The organism is Chromobacterium indicum (assembly GCF_039708975.1).
Taxonomy (GTDB): domain Bacteria; phylum Pseudomonadota; class Gammaproteobacteria; order Burkholderiales; family Chromobacteriaceae; genus Chromobacterium; species Chromobacterium piscinae.
Genome location: NZ_JAYFSJ010000005.1, coordinates 247,208 through 266,912, shown reverse-complemented (window position 1 = coordinate 266,912; position 19,705 = coordinate 247,208). Strand labels below are relative to the sequence as shown.

The 19,705-nt window shown below is 66.4% G+C and carries 15 protein-coding genes; 3 read left to right on the top strand and 12 right to left on the bottom strand.

The genetic code is table 11. The annotated features are described in order from the left end of the window. Positions 1-43: 43 nt before the first annotated feature. The 5 genes from VA599_RS09275 to VA599_RS09255 form a co-directional block, all read right to left on the bottom strand. Positions 44-1,291, bottom strand: coding sequence for a M28 family metallopeptidase (locus VA599_RS09275; RefSeq protein ID WP_346788351.1), 1,248 nt, complete (start codon positions 1,289-1,291; stop codon positions 44-46). Between the two features lie 91 nt (positions 1,292-1,382). Beyond that, complete coding sequence (locus VA599_RS09270) at positions 1,383-2,852, bottom strand: M4 family metallopeptidase (RefSeq protein ID WP_346788350.1); 1,470 nt, start codon at positions 2,850-2,852, stop codon at positions 1,383-1,385. 652 nt (positions 2,853-3,504) lie between these two features. After that, positions 3,505-4,146, bottom strand: coding sequence for a pyridoxamine 5'-phosphate oxidase (pdxH, locus tag VA599_RS09265; RefSeq protein WP_021478875.1), 642 nt, complete (start codon positions 4,144-4,146; stop codon positions 3,505-3,507). Between the two features lie 101 nt (positions 4,147-4,247). Next, on the bottom strand, positions 4,248-5,072 hold the full coding sequence (locus VA599_RS09260) for a S1/P1 nuclease (protein ID WP_021478874.1): 825 nt from the start codon (positions 5,070-5,072) through the stop codon (positions 4,248-4,250). Positions 5,073-5,217: 145 nt separating this feature from the next. Further along, positions 5,218-6,120, bottom strand: coding sequence for a LysR family transcriptional regulator (locus tag VA599_RS09255; RefSeq protein ID WP_346788349.1), 903 nt, complete (start codon positions 6,118-6,120; stop codon positions 5,218-5,220). Positions 6,121-6,211: 91 nt separating this feature from the next. On the opposite strand from VA599_RS09255, the gene VA599_RS09250 reads away from it, so the two are divergent. Continuing rightward, on the top strand, positions 6,212-7,126 hold the full coding sequence (locus VA599_RS09250) for a DMT family transporter (RefSeq protein ID WP_021478872.1): 915 nt from the start codon (positions 6,212-6,214) through the stop codon (positions 7,124-7,126). A gap of 74 nt (positions 7,127-7,200) precedes the next feature. Here the strand turns inward: VA599_RS09250 and VA599_RS09245 are convergent, their stop codons facing one another. The 7 genes from VA599_RS09245 to VA599_RS09215 form a co-directional block, all read right to left on the bottom strand. After that, the gene (locus tag VA599_RS09245; RefSeq protein ID WP_104945900.1) at positions 7,201-8,007 is read right to left on the bottom strand and encodes a DUF2145 domain-containing protein; all 807 of its coding nucleotides are present in this window, start codon (positions 8,005-8,007) and stop codon (positions 7,201-7,203) included. After that, positions 8,004-8,468 carry a hypothetical protein gene (locus VA599_RS09240; RefSeq protein WP_158677473.1) on the bottom strand — a complete coding sequence of 155 codons (465 nt, stop codon included), beginning with the start codon at positions 8,466-8,468 and terminating at the stop codon, positions 8,004-8,006. The genes VA599_RS09245 and VA599_RS09240 overlap by 4 nt, the downstream gene beginning before the upstream one ends. A 69-nt stretch (positions 8,469-8,537) precedes the next feature. Then, positions 8,538-11,270: a DEAD/DEAH box helicase gene (locus tag VA599_RS09235; RefSeq protein WP_346788348.1), complete on the bottom strand. Its 2,733-nt coding sequence runs from the start codon at positions 11,268-11,270 to the stop codon at positions 8,538-8,540. A 104-nt stretch (positions 11,271-11,374) separates the two neighbouring features. Beyond that, complete coding sequence (locus tag VA599_RS09230) at positions 11,375-12,664, bottom strand: hypothetical protein (protein ID WP_346788347.1); 1,290 nt, start codon at positions 12,662-12,664, stop codon at positions 11,375-11,377. A 151-nt stretch (positions 12,665-12,815) separates the two neighbouring features. Beyond that, positions 12,816-14,093, bottom strand: a complete 1,278-nt coding sequence (hemL, locus tag VA599_RS09225) for a glutamate-1-semialdehyde 2,1-aminomutase (RefSeq protein WP_021478867.1) — start codon at positions 14,091-14,093, stop codon at positions 12,816-12,818. Positions 14,094-14,178: 85 nt separating this feature from the next. Continuing rightward, positions 14,179-16,362: a peptidase domain-containing ABC transporter gene (locus VA599_RS09220; protein ID WP_346788346.1), complete on the bottom strand. Its 2,184-nt coding sequence runs from the start codon at positions 16,360-16,362 to the stop codon at positions 14,179-14,181. 1 nt (position 16,363) lies between these two features. Next, positions 16,364-17,614, bottom strand: coding sequence for an HlyD family secretion protein (locus VA599_RS09215; protein WP_051238512.1), 1,251 nt, complete (start codon positions 17,612-17,614; stop codon positions 16,364-16,366). Between the two features lie 500 nt (positions 17,615-18,114). Here VA599_RS09215 and VA599_RS09210 point away from each other — a divergent pair, with 500 nt between their 5' ends. Beyond that, positions 18,115-18,273, top strand: coding sequence for a hypothetical protein (locus tag VA599_RS09210; protein ID WP_021478864.1), 159 nt, complete (start codon positions 18,115-18,117; stop codon positions 18,271-18,273). A 126-nt stretch (positions 18,274-18,399) separates the two neighbouring features. Continuing rightward, positions 18,400-19,677 carry a hypothetical protein gene (locus tag VA599_RS09205; RefSeq protein ID WP_021478863.1) on the top strand — a complete coding sequence of 426 codons (1,278 nt, stop codon included), beginning with the start codon at positions 18,400-18,402 and terminating at the stop codon, positions 19,675-19,677. The last annotated feature ends 28 nt before the right edge of the window (positions 19,678-19,705 follow it).

Sequence of the window (19,705 nt, the reverse complement as noted above, 5' to 3'; positions counted from 1 at the left end):
CGGCAACCGCCGCGGCAGGAGCGCCGCCGCGGCGAAAACAGACTCAGCGCAGCTTGGCCGCCGGGCCGTCGCTGCCCAGCTCAACCGCGTAGGCCAGCGCCAGCTGCGAGAATTTCAGCGCATGCTTGGCCTGGTTGCCCGAGCTCGCCAGCGTATCGTTGCGGCTATGGATGTAGGGATTGGAGTTGTTGAAGCTGGACTCGAACGGGAACGATGCCGCATAGCCCTGCGCGTTCCACGAAGCGTGGTCGGAGCAAGCGTAGCCGCACTGGCTGTAGCCGACCTTCAAGCTGGGCAGGTAGACCTTGGCCAGATTGGCCAGGAAGGTGTTCTGCGCGGCGTTGGTGTAGTCGGTGAACAGGAAGATGTCCTGCGCATCGCCCTGATAGTTGGTCATGTCCAGCTGCAGCGCGCCCACCACCTTGGCCTGCTGCTGCTTGAAGCGCTTGGCGATGTCGGCCGAGCCGCGCAGGCCCACTTCTTCCGCCGAGTACGCCATGAACTTGATGGTGCGGCGCGGCTGATAGTTGCCGGCCAGCAACACGCGGATCACCTCGGTCAGGCTGGCCACGCCGGAAGCGTCGTCGTCGGCGCCCGGCGCGCGGCTGCTCTCGCCGGTGCCGCTACCGACGGTGGAGTCCAGATGGCCACCCAGCACGATGGTCTCAGCCGAGTTATCGGTACCCTTGATGGTCAGAATCACCGATTTCTGCGGCCAGCTGGCGTGGGCGAACTGCTCGACGGTGACGTCGCCGCGGTTTCCGGCGAGCTGCTTCCATTGGGCGGCGATCCAGTTGGACGCGTTGACGCCGTGGCTGGTGGTGTAGAAGCGGTTCTGATAGTTGGACAGCGACTGGATGGTGCCGAGGATGTTGCTGTCCTGCAGTTGCGGCAGCAGCTGGTTGACCGCGGCCTGATTGTCTATCGCGTAGCTGGGCGCGACGAGGCCGGCCAGCGGCGCGGCCGAGCCTTTCAACGCGGCCTGGGCCTCCTTCAGGTCGCGATGGACGATGAAGCCGCCGCAATGGCGCAGGTTTTCATGGATGGAGTCGGACAGCTTGGGCAGCAAGGCCTCGTCCACCTGAACCAGATGCACGGTTTCTCCGGCGGCTCCTTTGGCGAGACGGCCGTCCGCCGCCAGCTGGCGGCTTTCCCGGCTCTTGGCGCCGGCATCCAGCTTGCGCAGCAGCTGGTAGCCCTGATCGCCTACCGAAATCCAGACCGGCTGGGCCTGGGCGGCGCCGGCCAGGCCCAACAGGACCAGCAAGGCGCTTTGACGCAGTTTCAACATATGAGGGACTCCCGAGCGAAGGCCGGCGCCTCACGGCGCCGGCCGGGCAGTCAGATGCGGCCCCGGACGGGGCCGCGTTGGCGACGATGGCTTATTGGCAAGTCACGCCGACCGCGGTGAAGGCCTTGGTGACATCGGCGCTGTTGTAGCCGCGGGCATCGGCCGCCTTGACCACGCCGCAAGCGGCGCTGTTGTAGGTGGCGTTGGCGGTCCAGTACAGGCGGTTGGCGTCGACGAACACTTCAAAAGCCTTGCGGGTGTTCCAGTTCGGGCTGGTGGCGATCAGGTAGAACGCCTTGTTGTACACGCCGCTGGAGTAGTGCACGTCCAGACCGTTGTAGTAGTCCTTGGCGTTGCCGATCGACTGGCCGTCCTTGGTCGGATCGGCGAAGTAGCGCAGCGCGCCGGTCTTCTTGAAGATTTCCGCGCCGACCAGGAAGTCGTTCTTGCCCTTCATGTAGTACTCGGCGGCTTCGCCGGCCATGTCGGAGAACGCCTCGTTGATGCCGCCGGACTGGCCGCTGTAGACCAGGCCGGAGTTCTGCTCGGTGAAGCCGTGGCTGACTTCATGCGCGGACACGTCCAGCGACACCAGCGGATAGAAGGTGCTGGCGCCGTCGCCGAAGGTCATCGCGGTGCCGTCCCAGAACGCGTTCTCGTAGTTGCGGCTGTAGTGCACCTTCATCAGCAGCTTCTGGGTGATCGGCTTCAGGTTGAACCAGTCCTTGTACAGGTTGAACACCACGTTGCCGAAATAATGCGCGTCGTTCAGCGGCGAATAGGCGCCGTTGATGGCCTTGTAGGTATTGGTCGGGCAAGCGAACTTGTACGGAGTGGTGCCGCTGGTGCCGCCGTTGAGGTTGACGGTGGCGACGTTGCCGCTGTCCATCTTGCAGTCGCTGGTGACCACCAGCGGACCATAATCGGTGCCATACAGGTATTTGCCAGTCTTGGTGTTGCCGCCGGGGCCATTGGCTTCGGCGTGGTTCAGGCCTTCCCATTGCTTGAGCACCTGGCCGCTGTTGGCGTCGATGATCAGGTGCGGGCGGCTAGGCTCCTTGCCGTCGACCACGAAGGACACCAGGTAGACCAGCTGGGCGACACTGCGCTCGTTCAGGCGCACCACCAGCTCGGCCTTGTCGTTGTAGGTGGGGTTGCCGTTGGCCTTCAGCGACTTGGCCTGGCTCAGCACCTGTGCGCCGCTCAGCGTCGGCTTGGCCGAAGCCAGATCTGACTGAATGCCGGCGATGTAGCTGCCGGACAGCTTGCCTTGAACCGCCTTCAGTGCGGCGGCCGGCTTCTCTTCCACCACGGCTTCGCCCCAGACCGGGACGCCCTGGTAGTACTGCTGATAGCGGGTCACCACCTTGCCGGAGGCGAATTGGGTGCTGCGCAGCGGCTTCAGATCCGACTGGTTGACGCCGGCGAACGCCGTAGCGCTGCTGGCCTGGGCCTTGCCCAGCTTTTCCAGGTCGATACGCTCGGCAGCGATCGCCGAGGCGCTGAAGACAGCCAAAGCGGACAGGACCAAACCACGCAGCATCAGTTGCTGTTTTCTCATCACGGAACTCCAAATGTAGACGGAGCGGGACGGGATGCGTCCCGCGCAACACCGCCAGCTCATGGCCGGCGGTACCGGGAGCCGCGATCTGGCCGGGTCGGGCGGGTCGCCCCGCGGCGGAAACGCCGTCGGAGAAGGCGGATGGCCGCGACGGACGATGGTGGCCGCCGGCGCCATTCTGTGCGGGCCGTGCGCATCGTCTGCCGCCGCCGGCCGCCGCCCGGTACTGCTGCCGGACAGGCCTGCGACTAGCCTTGGGACGAGCTGGAAGCGTCTGCCACGCCTCCGGACTTAACCCGGATTATCCCGGCCCGTTAAATCCCAAATGCATAAATTATGTATTGGATTTTTCTTGCTGAGATTCATCTGTACTTTTGAGCAGTTGCTGGGAGCCTTGTAGAAAAAGACTGAGCTGAATCAATTGCCAATCAATGCATTACGTGATGATCTTGGAGTTCTGATTCAAACTGGAAAACAATAAATATTCACACACTGGTTTTTCTGTACCGGTCCTATTTGCAAAAATATGACACTTGCAGATACGCCACGCGATAGCGAGAACCGCCGAGACCCAGAAATGGCAAAGGCCCGGCTGACCGGGCCTTTTCAATGGCAGGGGGGAGAAAAGCGGACCGCGAACACGATCCGGAAGTCAGGGCGCGAGGCGGGAGCGGCGCCAGATGCCGTCAGGCTGCAGCGTGTACAGCACCCGGTCGTGCAGGCGGCTGGGGCGGCCCTGCCAGAACTCGACCCGCTCCGGCGCCACCGCGTAGCCGCCCCAATGCGGCGGGCGCGGCACATTGATGGGGTGCCGGGCGCCGAACATCGCGGCCCGCGTCACCAGCACGGCCTTGGACGCGATCTCGCTGCTCTGCTCGCTGGCCCATGCCCCCAGGCGGCTGGTATACGGCCGGCTGGCGAAGTAGGCGTCGGACACCTCCGGCGCCACGCGCGCGGCCTTGCCCTCCACCCTCACCTGGCGCTCCAGTTCCGGCCAGAAGAAATTCAGGGCGACGTAGGGATTGGCTTCCAGCGCCTGCCCCTTGCGGCTGTGGTAGTTGGTGTAGAACAGCAGCTGGCCATCCTCCACGCCCTTGAGCAAGACGATGCGGGACGACGGCCGGCCATCGGCTCCGACCGCGGCGAGGTTCATCGCCGTCGGCTCCGGCACCTGCGCGGCGATCGCCTCGTTCAGCCAGACTTCGAACTGCGCCGCCGCGTCGGGCAGGCAGTCTTCCGGCGACAATTCTTTCTTCGAGTATTCCAGACGGATATCGGCAAGGTTCAGCGACATGTTTCCTCCTTGGCCGTCCATCTTAGTCGAACGCGGCCGCGCCGGAAATGCGCGCGATCAGGTTCCGCCCGCTACAGGTGGAACCTGAACCGGCGCGGCGCTTAGTTCAGCGCCTGGTTGATCACCGCCGCGATGCGGGCGCCGGCCTTGGCCAGCTGTTGGTCCACCAGCAAGCCGCCGGCGCGCAGATAGGTATTGTCCAGATAAACCGGCGTGGACGGCGACGCGCCGCAGCTGAAGCCGGCCAGCGGGCCGTAGACGTCGGCGCGCGCGTACTGGTTGGACTCATGCACCCAGTCCATCACGCTGCCGCTTTGCCAGCCGGCGACGTTGCGCTGGTACTGCTGCAGATCACTGGCGGCCCAGGTCTTCTCGTTGGCGCCGTTCAGCTCCTGCTGCACCAGCGCGGTATCCCACACCGAGTGCAGATTGCTGACCTTCTTGCTGCCCGGCAGCTGCACCTTGAAGTCGTTGCCGCCGCGGTCCAGGTTGTCGGCCGCGTGCAGCGGCTGATGGATGTCGCCCACCATGTGGATCAGGAAGGTCAGCGCCTGCGCGCGGTCGGCCTTGCTGGCGGCGCGGTCGGCCAGCACCTTGCGGTAATGGTCGATCTGGTTGGACGCGCAGTTGCCGTCCGGGCACTCGTCCTCGGTCACGCCGCTGCAGACCGGCTCGTCGTTGTAATGCCACTGGTCGGAGCCCGGCAGGGTCTGCTTCAGATCCTGCTTGTGCTGGTCCATGTACAGCGCCAGCTGGGCGAAATCGGCGTTGGGAACCAGCTTGGCCACTTCGGCCTTGGCCTTGGCGCTCAGCAATTGCTGGGCGATGTAACCGGTGATGCGGTGGCCTTCCTGGCCCCAGGCCAGCGCCTGGGCGCTGCTGGCGGCGAAAGCGGCGGACAACAGCAGTGCGAGTGCCTTCTTCATGTTCTCTCCCGGATGATTGCTTTTGTTTTGATGGCTGGCGAAATGCCAGCGCGGCGCATCATACGGGACAAATATGAAAATTGGATAAATATTTTCACATCGAACTAGTTCTACAATTTATTTTCCATTCGGGAAATATTTTAAATCAATTATTTGCGTAAGCTCCCAGGCGGCCTCCCCCTTTCCACGCGCGCTCCAGCAGCATCGTTTCCAACGCTTGCAAGGCCGGCTGGCGCGCCTGCCGGCGGCGGATCAGCAGGGTCGGCGCGCGGGACAGGTCGTCCGGCAGCGCGTGCGTCGACACCTGGGCCGCCATCTGCGGCATGCTGTCCAGCAAAGCCTGGGGCAGCAAGGCCAGGCCCATGCCGCAAGCCACGCAGCTGAGCATCGCATGGTAGGAGCCCAGTTCGACGATGCGCCGCGGCTGCACGCCCTGGCGCCGCAGCCACGCCTCCAGCCGCTGGCGGTACGAGCAGCCGCTGCCAAAGGTCAGCAGCGTGGAATCGGCCAGTTCTTCCAGCGACGGCGCGCCCCGCGCGGCGGCGGCCACCAGCACGATATCCTCCACCGCCACCACGGTCTGCTCCAGCCTGTCGTCGTCAAGCGGCCCGCTGACCAGCGCCGCGTCCAGCCGCCCGTCCAGCACCGCGACGGTCAGGGTCCGCGACTCCCCGGTCTGCAATTCCAGTTGCACCGCCGGATAGCGCGCGTGGTAATCGGCCAGCACCGGTGCCAACCTGGCCGCCGCCGTGCTCTCCATCGCGCCCAGCCGCAGCCGTCCGCTGGGCGCGGCGTCCGCCATCGCCAGCCTGGCCTCCTCGGCCAGGTCCAGCAGCCGCTGGGCGTAATCGTTGAGCCGCCAGGCGACGGCGGTGGGCACCAGCCGCTTGCCCTCGCGCAGAAACAGCGCCACGCCCAGCTTGTCCTCCAGCTGGCGCAGCCGGGTGGTGACATTGGACTGCACCCGGTGCAGCCGCTGCGCGGCGCGGGTGATGCCGCCCTCCTGCAGCACCGCCTGGAAGATTCTCAGCTCGTCCAGTTCCATCATTCTTTTCCAGAGATTATTTCAATCACAATAATTCATTTTTTAAGAATAATGAAGCGGTCTAGGATGCGGGAAACCCATCTGGAGAATCATCATGACCTCACCAAGCATCAGGCAGGGCTATCTGGCGGCGGCGGGCGCCGTCGCCATCTGGACCGGCTTCAACATCGTGTCGCGGCTGGCCGGCAAAAGCGCGCTGGCCGGCACCGACATCCTGGCGCTGCGCGTCGGCACCGCCGCGCTGATCCTGCTGGCCTGCGGCGGCCTACCGCGCGGCGCGCTGCGCGACGCCAGGCTGTGGCTGCTGACCTTGCTCGGCGGGCTTGGCGTCAGCATCTTCGCCTATTGCGCGTTCAAATTCGCGCCGGCGGCGCACGGCGGCCTGCTGTTGCCCGGCATGCAGCCCTTCCTGGTGGCATTGGCCGCCTGGCCGTTGCTGGGTGAAAAACCGCAACGGCGCAAGCTGCCCGGCTATGCGCTGATCGCGCTGGGCCTGCTGCTGAGCGCGCTGCCGCAGTTGGGCGGACACGATGCCGGCCAGGCCTGGATAGGCGATCTGATGTTGCTCGCGGCTTCGGTCAGCTGGGCGGTGTTCGGCGTACTGGCCCGGCGCTGGGGCTTCGCGGCCTGGCCGCTGACGCGCGCGATCACCATCATGGCCGCGCTGCTCTATCTGCCCATTTATCTGTTGTGGCTGCCCAAGCATCTGGCGGAGGCGTCGTGGGGCATGCTGGCCTTCCAGGCGCTGTACCAGGGCGTGGGCGCGGCGATCCTGGCGATGCTGTTCTACCTGCGGGCGGCGGCCGTGCTGGGCGCGGTGAAGATGGGCGTGCTGTTCGCGCTGATTCCGATTCTGGCCGGCCTACTGGCCGCGCCACTGCTGGGCGAGCCGCTGACCGCCAGCCTGGCGGCGGGCCTCGTCAGCGTCAGCCTGGGTGCCTGGCTGGCGGCGCGGGAACAAAAAGCAGCGTCTCAGCCATTTCCCGCTCCCGCCGCGAGCAAGGCCTAAACACCACGCTCATGATGCGGCCAAACGCAAAAACGGCCCCGCGGGGCCGTTCAGCTCTGGTAGCCAGGAAAGTCTCAGTAGCGGCGCGGCTGCGCCCCGGCGATCTCCTCCACCTTCCAGCCTTCTTCGCGCGCGTCGAGAAACTGGATGATGGAATCGACCGACACCGTCTGGATGCGATCGGCGAAACGCAGTTCGTTGGGGTGGTCGTCGAAGGCGACGTTAGCCTTGAACATGCGGCCGCCCAGCCGGGTCATCGGCCCCAGCTTCAGCTCGGTGGGCTGGTAACCGTTCAGCTTCAGCCACATCTGCGCCTGCTCGCGGCTGCGTATCGCCGTCTCGTGGCTTTCCGCCGCCACCAGCTGCTCCAGCACCCAGACGTTGGAATTCTCGTAACGGGTGGAGAACGGATAGGCCAGCAGGTTGTACTTCGCGGTGTGCAGCTCGCGCAGCTTGGCCGGCTGGTTCAGCCGCGCCAGCAAGCGCGATGCCACCTGGGGCGGCGGCACCAGCGCCACCGAGTCGAAACGGAACATGTCGTCGAGGAAGAAATTGCCCAGCCCCTCGTACCACAGCTCGGAGCGGTCGGTGCCGCAATCGTTCAGCAAATGCGCCACCCGCCAACGGCGGTCCGGCTCGGCGCGATAGACGATGCCGGCATGGGTGTAGCGCAGATTGTACTGGCTGAGGTCCTGGCCCATGCGGCCCAGCACCACCACGTCGCTGCCCAGCTGATCCAGCCGCTGCTGCACTTTCTGCGCGGTCTGCATCGCCATGCGGAAAGTCTCCGGCGTCAGCGGCTTCTCCTCGCAACTCTGGCCGGCGACGGCCAAAGCCGGCAGCGTCAGCGCGAGCGCGGCAAGCAAGCGCGCCGGCTTCATCCCGGAATCCTCGAGTGCTCCAGCAGCGCCTCGCCCACCTTGTTGGGGATGAAGGCCAGCACCTTGCCCGAGGCCACCAGCAGCGTGCCGCTGGCGGTGGCGGTCACCTGCACCGAAGCGCCGACCGCCGCGCCGGACGCCTTCACCGCGGAGCCGGAAACCTTGACCAGCAGCTTGGCGCCGCCCTGCACCGAGTCCAGCGTCAGCTCGGCCACATCGCCCACGCCCTGGACGATGCCGGCGATCACATAGGCGCTGCCGGTCACCGCCAACACTGGGCCCAATGCCGATTCGCCATGGCCCTGCGACGCGCCGCCCACGCTCACCACAGGCGCGGCCAGGATGGACAAGGCCCCCATACCTATGGTTTGCGAGCCGTTATTGCCGATGGAGGGATCCGCCAACGCGGGCCAGGAAGCGGCCAGCAGCACAGCGCCGGCCAACAGGGAGTAACGCGACATGATGCAACCTTGGTGTCATGAAGATGGCTGCCATCATGCCAATTCAATTGTAAACAGGCAATTGTCCCATTACCGGACATCGCCGCGCAGCAAGGCCAGCAACGCCTCGCCGTCCAGCCTGGCGCTGGCGTCGCCGCCGGCCAGCAGGCTGTCGGCCAATGCCCGCTTGTCGCGGTGCAGCTCGACAATCTTTTCTTCGATAGTGCCGGCCGCCACCAGCCGGTACACCGTCACCGGCCGCTGCTGGCCCATGCGGTAGGCGCGATCGGATGCCTGGTCTTCCACCGCCGGGTTCCACCACGGGTCCAGATGGATCACGTAGTCGGCGGCGGTGAGGTTGAGGCCGGTGCCGCCGGCCTTCAAGCTGATCAGGAACATGTCGCCGTCGCCGGCCTGGAAGGCGTCCATGCTGGCCTTGCGCTGCTTGGTCGGCGTGCCGCCGTCCAGATAATGGAAGCGGATGCCTTGCTGCTTCAGGTGCTCGGCCGCCAGCGCCAGGTGGTCGACGAACTGGCTGAACACCAGCGCCTTGTGGCCGTTGTCCAGCAGTTCCTCGCAAATCTCGGCGAAAGCCGCCAGCTTGCTGGCCGGCAGCGCGCTGTCGGGCTGGGTGAGCCTGGGATGGCAGCAAAAGCGCCGCAGCCGGGTCAGTTCGGCCAGCGCCTGCATGCTCTGGCCGCCGGCGGCCGGATCGGCCTCGGCCACGCGGGCCAGGGCTTCCTGCCGCATCGCCTCGTAGACGTGGCGCTCCTGTTCGGACAATTCGATCAAGCGCGTAGTCTCGGTCTTGGGCGGCAGCTCGGTCAGCACCTCCCGCTTGGTCCGGCGCAGCAGATAGGGCTGGATCAACGCCTTCAATTGCGCGCGCGCGGTTTCGTCGCCGTCGGCGATCGGCTGGGCGTAGCGCTGCTCGAACTGCGCCAGATTGCCGAGCAGCCCGGGCGCGATGAAGCGGAACAGGCTCCACAGCTCGCCCAGATGGTTTTCCACCGGCGTGCCGCTGGCGGCCAGGCGAAAATCGGCGCGCAGGCTTTGTGCCACCAGGGCGCGCTGGCTTTGCGGGTTCTTGATCGCCTGCGCCTCGTCCAGCACCACCGACGCCCAATGCACGTCGCCGAACGCCTCGGCCTCCCGCTGCAGCAGGCCGTAGCTGACGATCACCAGATCGCCCGGCCCAACATCGTCCAAGCGCCGCTGCTGATGGTAGGCGCGCAAGCGCAGGCTGGGCGCGAAGCGGGCGGCCTCGGCCAGCCAGTTCAGCGCCACCGAAGTCGGCGCCACCGCCAGCTGCGGACCCAGATGGGCGCGGGTCAGCAACAAGGACAGCGTCTGCACCGTCTTGCCCAGGCCCATGTCGTCGGCGAGGCACGCCCCCATGCCCCAGTGCGCCAGCCGCGCCATCCAGGCAAAGCCTTGCAGTTGGTAAGGCCGCAGCGTGGCGTTCAGCGTCGCCGGGACCTCGGGATCGAAAACAGCCGCCTCGCGCCAGCGCGCCGCCTGTCGCTGCCAGCCGTCGTCGCCATCGAATTGCCCGGCGTCCTCGCCCAGCGCCTGCAGGCGCGGGCCGGCCAGCGGACTGATCGCCAATCCGTCCGGGCCGGCGTGGTCCACCAGGCGGGCCAGCTCGCCCAGGCGCTCGCCCAGGCTGCCGGACAGCATCAGCCAGTCGCCGTCGGACAGTTGCAGATACTTGCCCTTCTGGCTGGCCAGCGCCGCCAGCAGATGGCGCAAGGTCAGGATGCGGCCGTCGTCCAGCTCCAGCTCGCCGTCGGCCTGCAGCCAGCCGCCGCGCCGCTTCACTTTCAGCTTCAGCTGCGGCATGCCGTCGGCGGCGGCCAGGCGGATCTTGTCGCCATGCGGCCACAGGCAGACGACGCGCGCCTCGCCGGCCGCCTGCAATTGCGCCAGCAGCGACAAGGCCGAATGCTGGTCTGCGAACAGCCAGCCGTCGCCGTCGCGCTGGCCGCGTCCGATCGCCGGGCAGGCCTCGCGCAGCGCGCGCAGGCGGGAGGCTTCACCGGCCAGGTCGCGGACGAATTGGCGGTACTCGCCGTCGATGTCCAGCACCAGCCCTGCCGCGCCGCGGCCCGGCGCGCTCCAGCCGGCAGCCGGATGCGGCTTGACCTTGAGCTGTAGCCGCAGGCCTTCCGGCTGGCGGGTCAGCAGCGCGTACAAGGCCGGATCGGCCGCTTCGCTGGGCAGTTCCGGATCGAAAGCCGGACTGGCGTCCACCAGCGGCAGGCCGGGCGCGACATCGCGTATCGCCTCCAGCACCCGCTGCCGCGCCTGCCACGGCACGGCCAGGCCGTGGCCGACCAGATCGGCCAGCGCTTTCAGCTCGTCGGTCAGCTGGTAGACCAGCAGCCGCTCCGGCTGCGGCCGCCGCCAAAGCGCGCCGCCGCAATTGGCCAGGCCTTCCGGCAGCAGCTTCAGCCGCAACTCCGCGCCAACCCGCTCCATCTGCAGCGCCGCTTGGCCGGCCTCGACGCGGATGCGCCGCGCCGGCGCGTCGGCGTCGAACAGCAGCGGATGGTCGACCAGCGCCGGCAGCAACGGCGCGGCGTCTATCAGGCCGGCGTCGCCGTCGTGCCTCTCCAGCAGGGCCAGCAGCTGGCGCAACAACGGCAGGTCGTGCGGCCGCACCGCCTCGGCCTGGTCTTGCAGCAGGCCGGACAGCGAACAGGCGCGGCCGCGGCTCCAGCCCTCGGGGCCGGCGGTTTGCAGCAAGGGCTGCAGCTGGGCGCCGGAGTCGGCCAGGCGCAAGCGCCAGATCAGGCGGGAAGAGGATTGCGGTTCGGTCATTGCGCATCGAGAAACGGAAGGTGGGCCGATGTTGCCGGATTCGGCCCGCGCTGCAAAGCGCCATGAGAAACGGCAGCCTGGGCTGCCGTCATCTCACTGAACCGCTACGCGCTGCCGCCGTCGCAGCCGCCTGTCTGGGTGGGAATGTTCAACAGATGAACGAAGGCCTTGCCGTTCCAGCGCCACAAGCGGTCGCAAAAACCCGCCGAGCCGGCGCGCAGATCATGCACGCCCGCCGACACGTCCCGCGTGCGGCGCACCTGGGCGGCCGGCATGCCCAGATTGGCGCGCAGGCGGCCCCCGCCGTCGCGGACGAAGACCCAGACGGAAGCGCCGGCCGCGCCCGAGGTGCAGCCATTTCCGCCGCGCACCCATAACTGCTCTTGTCCGCCGTCGCGTTCGAAATGGCCATTCAATGGATAGGGATCGTCGCAACCGTTCGGGCCGACGAATCCCGCCTCGCCGTCCTGCGAGACGTAGCGCATATCGAGCTGCGCCAGTACATCTTGCAGATCGACATCCGACAGCTTGCGCCCCTTGCCGAACAAGGCCTCGTTGGCATCGGCCGCCGGCGTGTCCGGCCCCTGGGCCTGCGCCTCGCGCTCCGGCCGCGTCGGCAGGCCGGCGCGCACCCGGCAGTCGACATCGGCGCAGACATATTCCCAACGGCGGCGGTCGAAGCGGAAATCGAAGCTGGCCAGCTGCTTGCCTTTGCCGTCGCGGACGATCGCCGACAAGGGGTAGGCCGCGGCCTCGCCCCGGGCGCTGTCGAGCTGGTAAACGAACTTCATCCCGGCGATGGTATCGGCGTCGCGGCCGAACACGTCGCCGCCGATTGCCACCACCTTGTCGTCTTTGGGCGCGTAAAACTGCGGGAAATCCTCGGATGCGTCGCTTCCGGCCGCGAACCAGCCCATATAGCCGTCGCGGGACAGGCGCAGCAGCTGCGCCTGCTCGGGGCCGGCGGCGCGATGGTTGAGGAAATCCAGCTCCCGGCTGCCGGCGATCGGCGCCAGGGTGTCGGCGTCGACAACGAAAGCGCCGACCAGGCCGCTCAGGTCTTCGTCGCGCGCGGCATCCTTGGCACCGCTGGCCAACAGATACAGCCGGCGTTCGCCGCCGGACGCGACGCGGTCCAGCGTCAATGGCCGCAGGCAGTAATCGCCGCCGTCCTCGCGCAGATAATGCCAGCAGTTCCGTTGAGGATCATGCTGCTCGCCGCCGTAAGCGCGGTTCATGATGCCGGCCGCCAGCCTCCGCGCGGACGCGTCCGCCAGCGCCAATCTCTCCACTTTGACCTGATCGCCGCCTCGCAGCAGCAAGCCTCCGGCCAGGATCGCGACCGCCAGCGCGACGCCGCCGGCGGCCAGGCGCAGCCTGGTCTTCCTTTCCATCCACATCCCCTTCACTGCCGCAATGTCCCGTGGACCCATCGGGTCCGAATATTTTTTTCATTCGGGGCAATATTACCAACTCGCCCCGTTTTTTCCAGCGCCATGAAAAAAGGGAGCCGAAGCTCCCTGGTTCTTTTCTGCCGCGAATCGCTCAGATGCGGGCGAAAGCCCTGCCGGCAGCGGCGAGGGTTTGCTCGATCATGTCGTCGCTGTGCGCGGCGGAGACGAAGCCGGCCTCGTAGGCCGACGGCGCGAAGTAGATGCCCTCGTCCAGCATCGCGTGGAAGAAGCGCTTGAAGCGCTCGATGTCGCAACCGGTGGCCTCGGCGTAGGACTTGGGCGCCTTGTCGCTGAAATAGAAGCCGAACATGCCGCCGACGCTGTCGGTGGACAGCGTGACGCCGGCTTTCCGCGCTTCTTCGGCCAGGCCCTGGGCCAGTCGGGCGGTGCGGCTGCCCAGCGTTTCATAGAATCCAGGCTGCTGGATCAGCTTCAGCGTGGCCATGCCGGCGGCGACGGACAGCGGGTTTCCGGACAGGGTGCCGGCCTGGTAGACGGTGCCCAGCGGCGCGATCTTGCCCATGATGTCGGCACGGCCGCCAAAGGCCGCCAGCGGCATGCCGCCGCCCACCACCTTGCCCAAGGTGGTCAGATCCGGCGTGACGCCATGCAGGCCCTGGGCGCAGCCTTTCGCCACGCGGAAGCCGGTCATCACTTCGTCGTAGATCAGCACCGCGCCATGTTGCTCGGTCAGGCTGCGCAGCGCCTGCACGAACTCGGCCGACGGCTGGATCAGATTCATGTTCCCGGCGATCGGCTCCAGGATCACGCAGGCGATCTTGTCGCCGATTTCGGCGAAGGTGCGCGCCAGTTGCTCCACGTCGTTGTACTGCAGCACCAGCGTGTGCTTGGTGAAGTCGGCCGGCACGCCGCCGGAGGACGGATTGCCGAAAGTCAGCAGGCCGGAGCCGGCCTTGACCAGCAGGCTGTCGGAATGGCCGTGGTAGCAGCCCTCGAACTTGACGATCAGGTCGCGGCCGGTGAAGCCGCGCGCCAGGCGGATCGCGGTCATGGTCGCCTCGGTGCCGGACGACACCAGGCGCACCTGCTCGACCGACGGCAGCAGCTTGCAGATTTCCTCGGCGATCACCACTTCGCCCTCGGTCGGCGCGCCGAACGACAGGCCACCGACGGCGGCGTCCTGCACCGCCTTCACCACCTCGGGATGAGCGTGGCCGACGATGGCAGGCCCCCAGGAGCCGACATAATCCAGATACTGTTTGCCGTCGGCGTCCCAGAAATAGGCGCCCTCGGCGCGGGCGACGAAACGCGGCGTGCCGCCGACTTGGCCAAAGGCGCGCACCGGCGAATTGACGCCGCCGGGGATCACTTGCTTGCCACGTTCGAACAGTTCCAGATTGCGGGACATGAGGTTTTCCTTGTCTGGCGGCGCGGGCCGCGCCGCGGAATATGGGGATGCGCGGCGGAGCGTCTGCGGGTGCCGCCGGGCCCGGTCATTCTACATGATCGCCGGCCCGCCCGGGACCGCCGCCGGCCCTCGCCCTCCGCTGTTCCGCCGCAGCCGCCGCCGGAGAATCCTGCACGATACGCCCCTGTTCCAGCACCACCACCCGCTCGGCCATCGCGATGGTTTCCGGCCGGTGGGCGACCAGGATGCGCGTCATGTCGATATCCCGCACCGCGGCGTTGACCAGTTGCTCGTTCCATACGTCCAGATGGCTGGTGGCCTCGTCCAGCACCAACAGCCGCGGCTGCTTGTACAGCGCCCGCGCCAGCAGCACGCGCTGCTTCTGGCCGCCGGACAGGCCGGAGCCGATGTCGCCGACCAGGGTGTTGTAGTTCATCGGCATTTCCATGATTTCGTCGTGGATGGCGGCGAAACCGGCGCAACGGCGGATGCGCTCCTGATCAGGTTGCGGATCGAAAAAACAGATGTTGTCGGCGATGGAGCCGGAGAACAGCAGATCGTCCTGCATCACCGTGCCCAGCATTTGGCGATAATTGCCCAGGCCCAGCTGCCTGAGCGGCACGCCGCCAATCAGCACCTCACCCTCGGTCGGCTCCATCAGGCCCAGGATCAGCTTCAGCAACGTAGTCTTGCCGCAGCCGGAGGCGCCGGTGACGGCCAGGCACTGGCCGGCCGGAATCGCCAGGCTCAGCTCGCGCAGCACATAGGGTTCGCTGTCGGAGTAGCGAAAGGACACGTTGCGCAGCTCGATCGCCGCCTGGACATGGGCCGGATCGATCTCGACGTCGTTCAGTTCCGGCTCCGGCTCGGTCAGCAGGATGTCGGCGACGCGTTCGCCGTGCAGCCGCAGCATGCGCAGCTCGAACAGCTTGTCTATCAGCGCGGCGATGCGCTGGCTGAACTGGTCCTTGTAGCTGAGGAAGGCGAACAGCATGCCCGCCGAGAAGCGGCCATCCATCACCGCCAGCGCCGCCAGCCACACCACGATCACCCGCTCGGCGTTGAACAGCAGCGCATTGGCGGTCTGGAACGACAGGCTGAGCCGGGCGATGCGCAAATCGGCGTTGAACTGCTCGGCCAGCGCGTTCATCCAGCCGATGCGCCGCTCCTCCTGGCGGCCGAACAGCCGCACGCTCTGCGCGCCGCGCGCCGATTCGATGAAATGGGTGCTCTGCCGCGACGCGTGGATGATCTGCTCGGCGGTGGCCTCGCGCAGCGCGCGGAAGATGCTCCAGCGCAGCAGCGCGTACAAGGCCACCGCGATCAGGCTCACCATGGCCAGCGGCGCGCTGTACAGCAGCATCACGATCAGCGTGGCGATCACCAGCAAACCATCGATCACCCCTTCCACGAACTGGGTGGTCAGGCTTTTCTGGATGGTCTGGATCGAGCCGAAGCGCGAAGTGATGTCGCCCAGATGGCGCTTCTCGAACCACGGCAGCGGCAAGCGCATCAGGTGGGCGAAGGCGTTGCCCAGCCACTGGAAATTGAGGCTGGTGGCCAGCGCCGTGGTCGCCCAGGAACGCACCGCGCCGATCGCGGTCTGCAACAGCACCAGCAGCAGGAAACCGATGCCCAGCACGGTGATCAGGTCGCGGTCGGCGGCCACCAGCGCCTCGTCCACCACCCACTGCAAATAGAACGGCGCGGCCAGCGCGCATACCTGCAGCGCCAGGCCCAGCAACAGCAACTGGAGCAAGCCACCGCCCAGGCCGTCCACCCGGCCCATCAGCGACAGCAAGCTGAACTGCAGCTTCTCCTCGGTCTTGCGGAACGAGGTGTCCGGCGTCAGTTCCAGCGCCACGCCGGTGAAATGCTTGGACGCCTCGTCCAGGCTCAGCTTGCGCTCGCCCACTCCCGGATCGTGGATGACGATGTGTCGCGCCGACACCTGTTTCAACACCACGAAATGGTTCATGTCCCAATGCAGCACGCAGGGCAGCTTCAACTGCGGCAGGTGCTGCAGGTCCAGCTTCAGCGGCCGCGACGCCAAGCCCAGCCCCTGGGCCATCGCGATCAGGCTCTTCAGCGTGCTGCCCTTCAGCGATACCGAGAAACGGCGGCGCATATTGGCCAGATCGATGCGGTGCCCCCAATAGCCGGCCACCATCGCCAGGCTGGCCAGGCCGCATTCGGCGGCCTCGGTCTGCAACAGCAGCGGCAGCCGGCGGCGGCCCCAGAATCGCAAGGTCGGTTGCTGATGGCTCATCTCACACCTTTCCGCTGATGCTGTAGAGCGGCTCCAGCACCCATTCGTACAGCTTGCGCCGCTCCAGCAGCACGCTGGCGTCCAGCGCCATGCCGGCCTTCAAGGACTGGTTCTGGCCGTAGGTGATGACGCTCTGGCGCTCCAGCCTCACCCGCACCCGGTACAGCTGCTCGCCGGAGCCGCCCTGGCCGCCGGGCAGGTACAGCTCCTCCGGCCGCAGCGCGCTGCGCGACACTTCGCGCACCGTGCCCTTGAACTGGCCGAACTTCTGGTAGGGATAAGCCTGGTAGCGGATCAGCACCGCCATGCCCGGCTTGACGAAGCCGGCGGCGCGCGACGGCGCGTACAGCTCCGCCTCCAGCGGCGAGCCGGCCGGCGACAGATTCGCCAGCGTCTGTCCGGACGCCACAGTCTGGCCGGCCTGGGCGGCGATGCCGCTGACCATGCCGGCCTGCGGCGCCCGCACCAGCAATTTGCGCTTGGCTTCGTTCTCGGTCAGGTCCTGCTCCAGCTCCGCCATGCCGCGCTGCGCCGCCGCCTCGTCGCGTTTGGCTTGCAGCTGCAGGTCGCCCAGATCGGACAAGGCCGCGTCGTGCTCGCTCTGCAGGGCGGCGCGGCTGCGCTGCAGATCGGCCAGCTTGGTCTGCTGGTCTATCACCTCCGCTTGCTTGTCCTGCAGCGCGGCGGCGGAGATGAACTGCGACGCCAGCAGCTTGCGGTTGCGCTGCAGCGTGTCCTCGGCCAGCGCCACCCGCCGCCGCTGCAGGCCGATCTGTTCGTCCATCCGCTGCAGCTCGCGCGCCAGGTCGTCCGCCTTGCGCCGCAGCGTCTCCTGTTTTTGCCTGGCCTGCATGCGCAGCATCGCCTGGTCGCCGGCCAGGCTGTCGCGCCGCGATTGCAGCAGCGCGGTGATCTCGCGCCCGGCGTCGCCGCGGGTGGCGCTCTCGCGCTCGTTGCCGAGCACGAACAGCACATCGCCGGCCCGCACTTGCTGGCCCTCGCGCACCCTCACCTCGGCCACCACGCCGGACTGCGCCGGCTGCAGCCGGATCAGGCCCAGGCTGGGCAGCAGTACGCCCGGCACCTGTGCCTTGCGGGTGTAACTAGCCAATACGAAGAACAGGACGATGGCGATGGCGATCAGCGCAAACACGCCGGTCAGCCAGGCGAAGCTGGCGGGACGCAGCAGCACGATGCGGCCATAACGCCGGTCGGAGGCGTGGCTGAGAGCGGCGGAACGAAAAAGTGGCACGGATAGGACGCCTTTGGTAGGCATGCCGCGCTGCGGCATGCGGAGATTCGACACTCTACCATTAATTCCATTGGCATTTTAAGCAACAAGAGACGCGCACCGGCACCCCCGCTCCATAATGTTTGGACGGCCGCCGCGGCAACTTGGTCTCCTTCTTTAAATTCTCATCACGGACTACATGCGCGCCACACTGTCCATTAGGACTGGCCGATAACCGTCATTTCGAACAAGCTCCGCCTCCTCCATCGGCAATAACCATGCTGGGCAAGGATTACTGATCTGTTGCGCGATGCAGACAAGGCGGCGCAGTTTCACCGCTGCCGCGTATCCGTAATCGCCCGGGTTGTTTCCCCATCGGCCCCGTCCAATAGTTCACTGTCATCAATGGAATTGATCCATGCCGCACCCACCGCTCGGCCACAACTAGGCTTCGGGATCCATTCGGTGACGCGTTCGGGCCGGCCTTTGTCGACCCCCACACACGCATTAGGAGAAACACCATGCAAACCGACAAGCAAGTGGAGCAGACCGAACTGGACCAGGACCAGGAAATCGCCGACATCCTCGGCATCACCGTTCTGTCCCCGCTGGAGGAAGCCGCTGTTTCCGGCGGCGAGGTACAGCACGAGGATCACGATCACGTCCACAAGGCGCAATGATCCATGCCAGGCCGGCTCACCCATCATTGAGCCCGCCTTGAGGAACACCGTTCCGATGCCCGCCCCCTCGCGGGGCCGGGCGCTCCGCCCCCTGCTCAGCCGACCGCCATTCGAGGAATGCATGCGATGGACAGACACGCTCCAAGCTTCAGCGACGCATGGTGGGAAGACTTTCTGCAAGAGTCCAGGCAACTGAGCAGCCCCATCGTGTTCAAGGCCGCTCTCGGCCCGAGCCATGTCGTGGCATTTCGGCAGGCCGTGCTGGACATCCTCGCCACCCTGGCGAATCTGCGCACCAATCGTTATGGCCTCCGCATATACGCGGCGGGCCGGCTGCTGGGCCGCGATGAAATGGAGCGCATCTACGACAATCCTCCACAGCCGGGCGAAAGCCTGGAGGACTGGAGCGGCCGGGTATTTCCCGACACGCCCTTCGGCATCATTCTCAACGCCGGAGAGAAATTCCACCACGAGCTATCGCGCGACATCGCGCGGATGCTGGCGCCGCTGTTCGAGAAAATCGGCCTGCCGCGGGACGGCGTCCAATTCAGCATCTTCATTGGCAATTACGACAAAACCCCGCTCGGCATCCATCAGGACCGGCGCGGCGAAAACGTCATCCATTTCCATGTCGGCCCCGGCGCCAAAACCATGTACCTGTGGGACCCGGAACAGTACCGCGGGCTGACCGAAGCAGCAGGCATGAACAAACGCGACTTTTCCGCATTGCGCCCCCACGCCAGGACCTTCCACTTCGAAACCGGCGACCTGTTCTTCATGCCGGAAGGCACTTTCCACATCGGCGCGCAGAGCGAATTGTCGATAGGCATCACCGTCTGGCAATACACCCATACCAACCAGGCCCTGGCCGAGAGTCTGCACGCCTTCCTGCTCAAGCAGATAGCCGGACCGCCGGACGAAGCCATCGTCCATGACCCCTCGCCGCCGAATCAGGCCGGCGGTCTGGACGCCGTCCTCGCTGCGCGCCACCTGCCGGAAGAGTACCGCGCATCGAATTACGAACAGCTGCTGCGCAAGGCCTATCTGGACTGGCGCCATTGCCTGGCCAGCAACGCCGGCTATCGCAATTCGCCCTTTCCCCTGGAGCCGGCAGCCCTGCTGACCCGATCCGACCTGGTGCAGGCGGAAACTCCGTACCGCATCCTGACGCGGGATACGATGCCAGGCCGGATGGCCGTCTACGTACGCGGCAACAAGCTGGAAATGAACCGCCATCCCGGCCTGATCTCATTGCTGGACAGGCTGAACCAGGGCGAAGCCTGCGTCGTGGCAGACCTGCTGGGCCTGTTAGACCCGCGCTGGCCAGACAAGATAGGCCTGCACCTCCTGGCCGAGCTGCTCCGCTGGCGCGGCATCCGCCGGCTAGACCCGCCATCGGACTGATCGCCTTCCCCCACTCGCACCCGCGCCA

What these genes read in the sequence shown, in the direction of transcription:
- VA599_RS09275 (WP_346788351.1), bottom strand. Translation starts at nt 1,291, where the DNA reads ATGTTGAAACTGCGTCAAAGCGCCTTGCTGGTCCTGTTGGGCCTGGCC.
- VA599_RS09270 (WP_346788350.1), bottom strand. Translation starts at nt 2,852, where the DNA reads ATGAGAAAACAGCAACTGATGCTGCGTGGTTTGGTCCTGTCCGCTTTG.
- pdxH (WP_021478875.1), bottom strand. Translation starts at nt 4,146, where the DNA reads ATGTCGCTGAACCTTGCCGATATCCGTCTGGAATACTCGAAGAAAGAA.
- VA599_RS09260 (WP_021478874.1), bottom strand. Translation starts at nt 5,072, where the DNA reads ATGAAGAAGGCACTCGCACTGCTGTTGTCCGCCGCTTTCGCCGCCAGC.
- VA599_RS09255 (WP_346788349.1), bottom strand. Translation starts at nt 6,120, where the DNA reads ATGATGGAACTGGACGAGCTGAGAATCTTCCAGGCGGTGCTGCAGGAG.
- VA599_RS09250 (WP_021478872.1), top strand. Translation starts at nt 6,212, where the DNA reads ATGACCTCACCAAGCATCAGGCAGGGCTATCTGGCGGCGGCGGGCGCC.
- VA599_RS09245 (WP_104945900.1), bottom strand. Translation starts at nt 8,007, where the DNA reads ATGAAGCCGGCGCGCTTGCTTGCCGCGCTCGCGCTGACGCTGCCGGCT.
- VA599_RS09240 (WP_158677473.1), bottom strand. Translation starts at nt 8,468, where the DNA reads ATGTCGCGTTACTCCCTGTTGGCCGGCGCTGTGCTGCTGGCCGCTTCC.
- VA599_RS09235 (WP_346788348.1), bottom strand. Translation starts at nt 11,270, where the DNA reads ATGACCGAACCGCAATCCTCTTCCCGCCTGATCTGGCGCTTGCGCCTG.
- VA599_RS09230 (WP_346788347.1), bottom strand. Translation starts at nt 12,664, where the DNA reads ATGGAAAGGAAGACCAGGCTGCGCCTGGCCGCCGGCGGCGTCGCGCTG.
- hemL (WP_021478867.1), bottom strand. Translation starts at nt 14,093, where the DNA reads ATGTCCCGCAATCTGGAACTGTTCGAACGTGGCAAGCAAGTGATCCCC.
- VA599_RS09220 (WP_346788346.1), bottom strand. Translation starts at nt 16,362, where the DNA reads ATGAGCCATCAGCAACCGACCTTGCGATTCTGGGGCCGCCGCCGGCTG.
- VA599_RS09210 (WP_021478864.1), top strand. Translation starts at nt 18,115, where the DNA reads ATGCAAACCGACAAGCAAGTGGAGCAGACCGAACTGGACCAGGACCAG.
- VA599_RS09205 (WP_021478863.1), top strand. Translation starts at nt 18,400, where the DNA reads ATGGACAGACACGCTCCAAGCTTCAGCGACGCATGGTGGGAAGACTTT.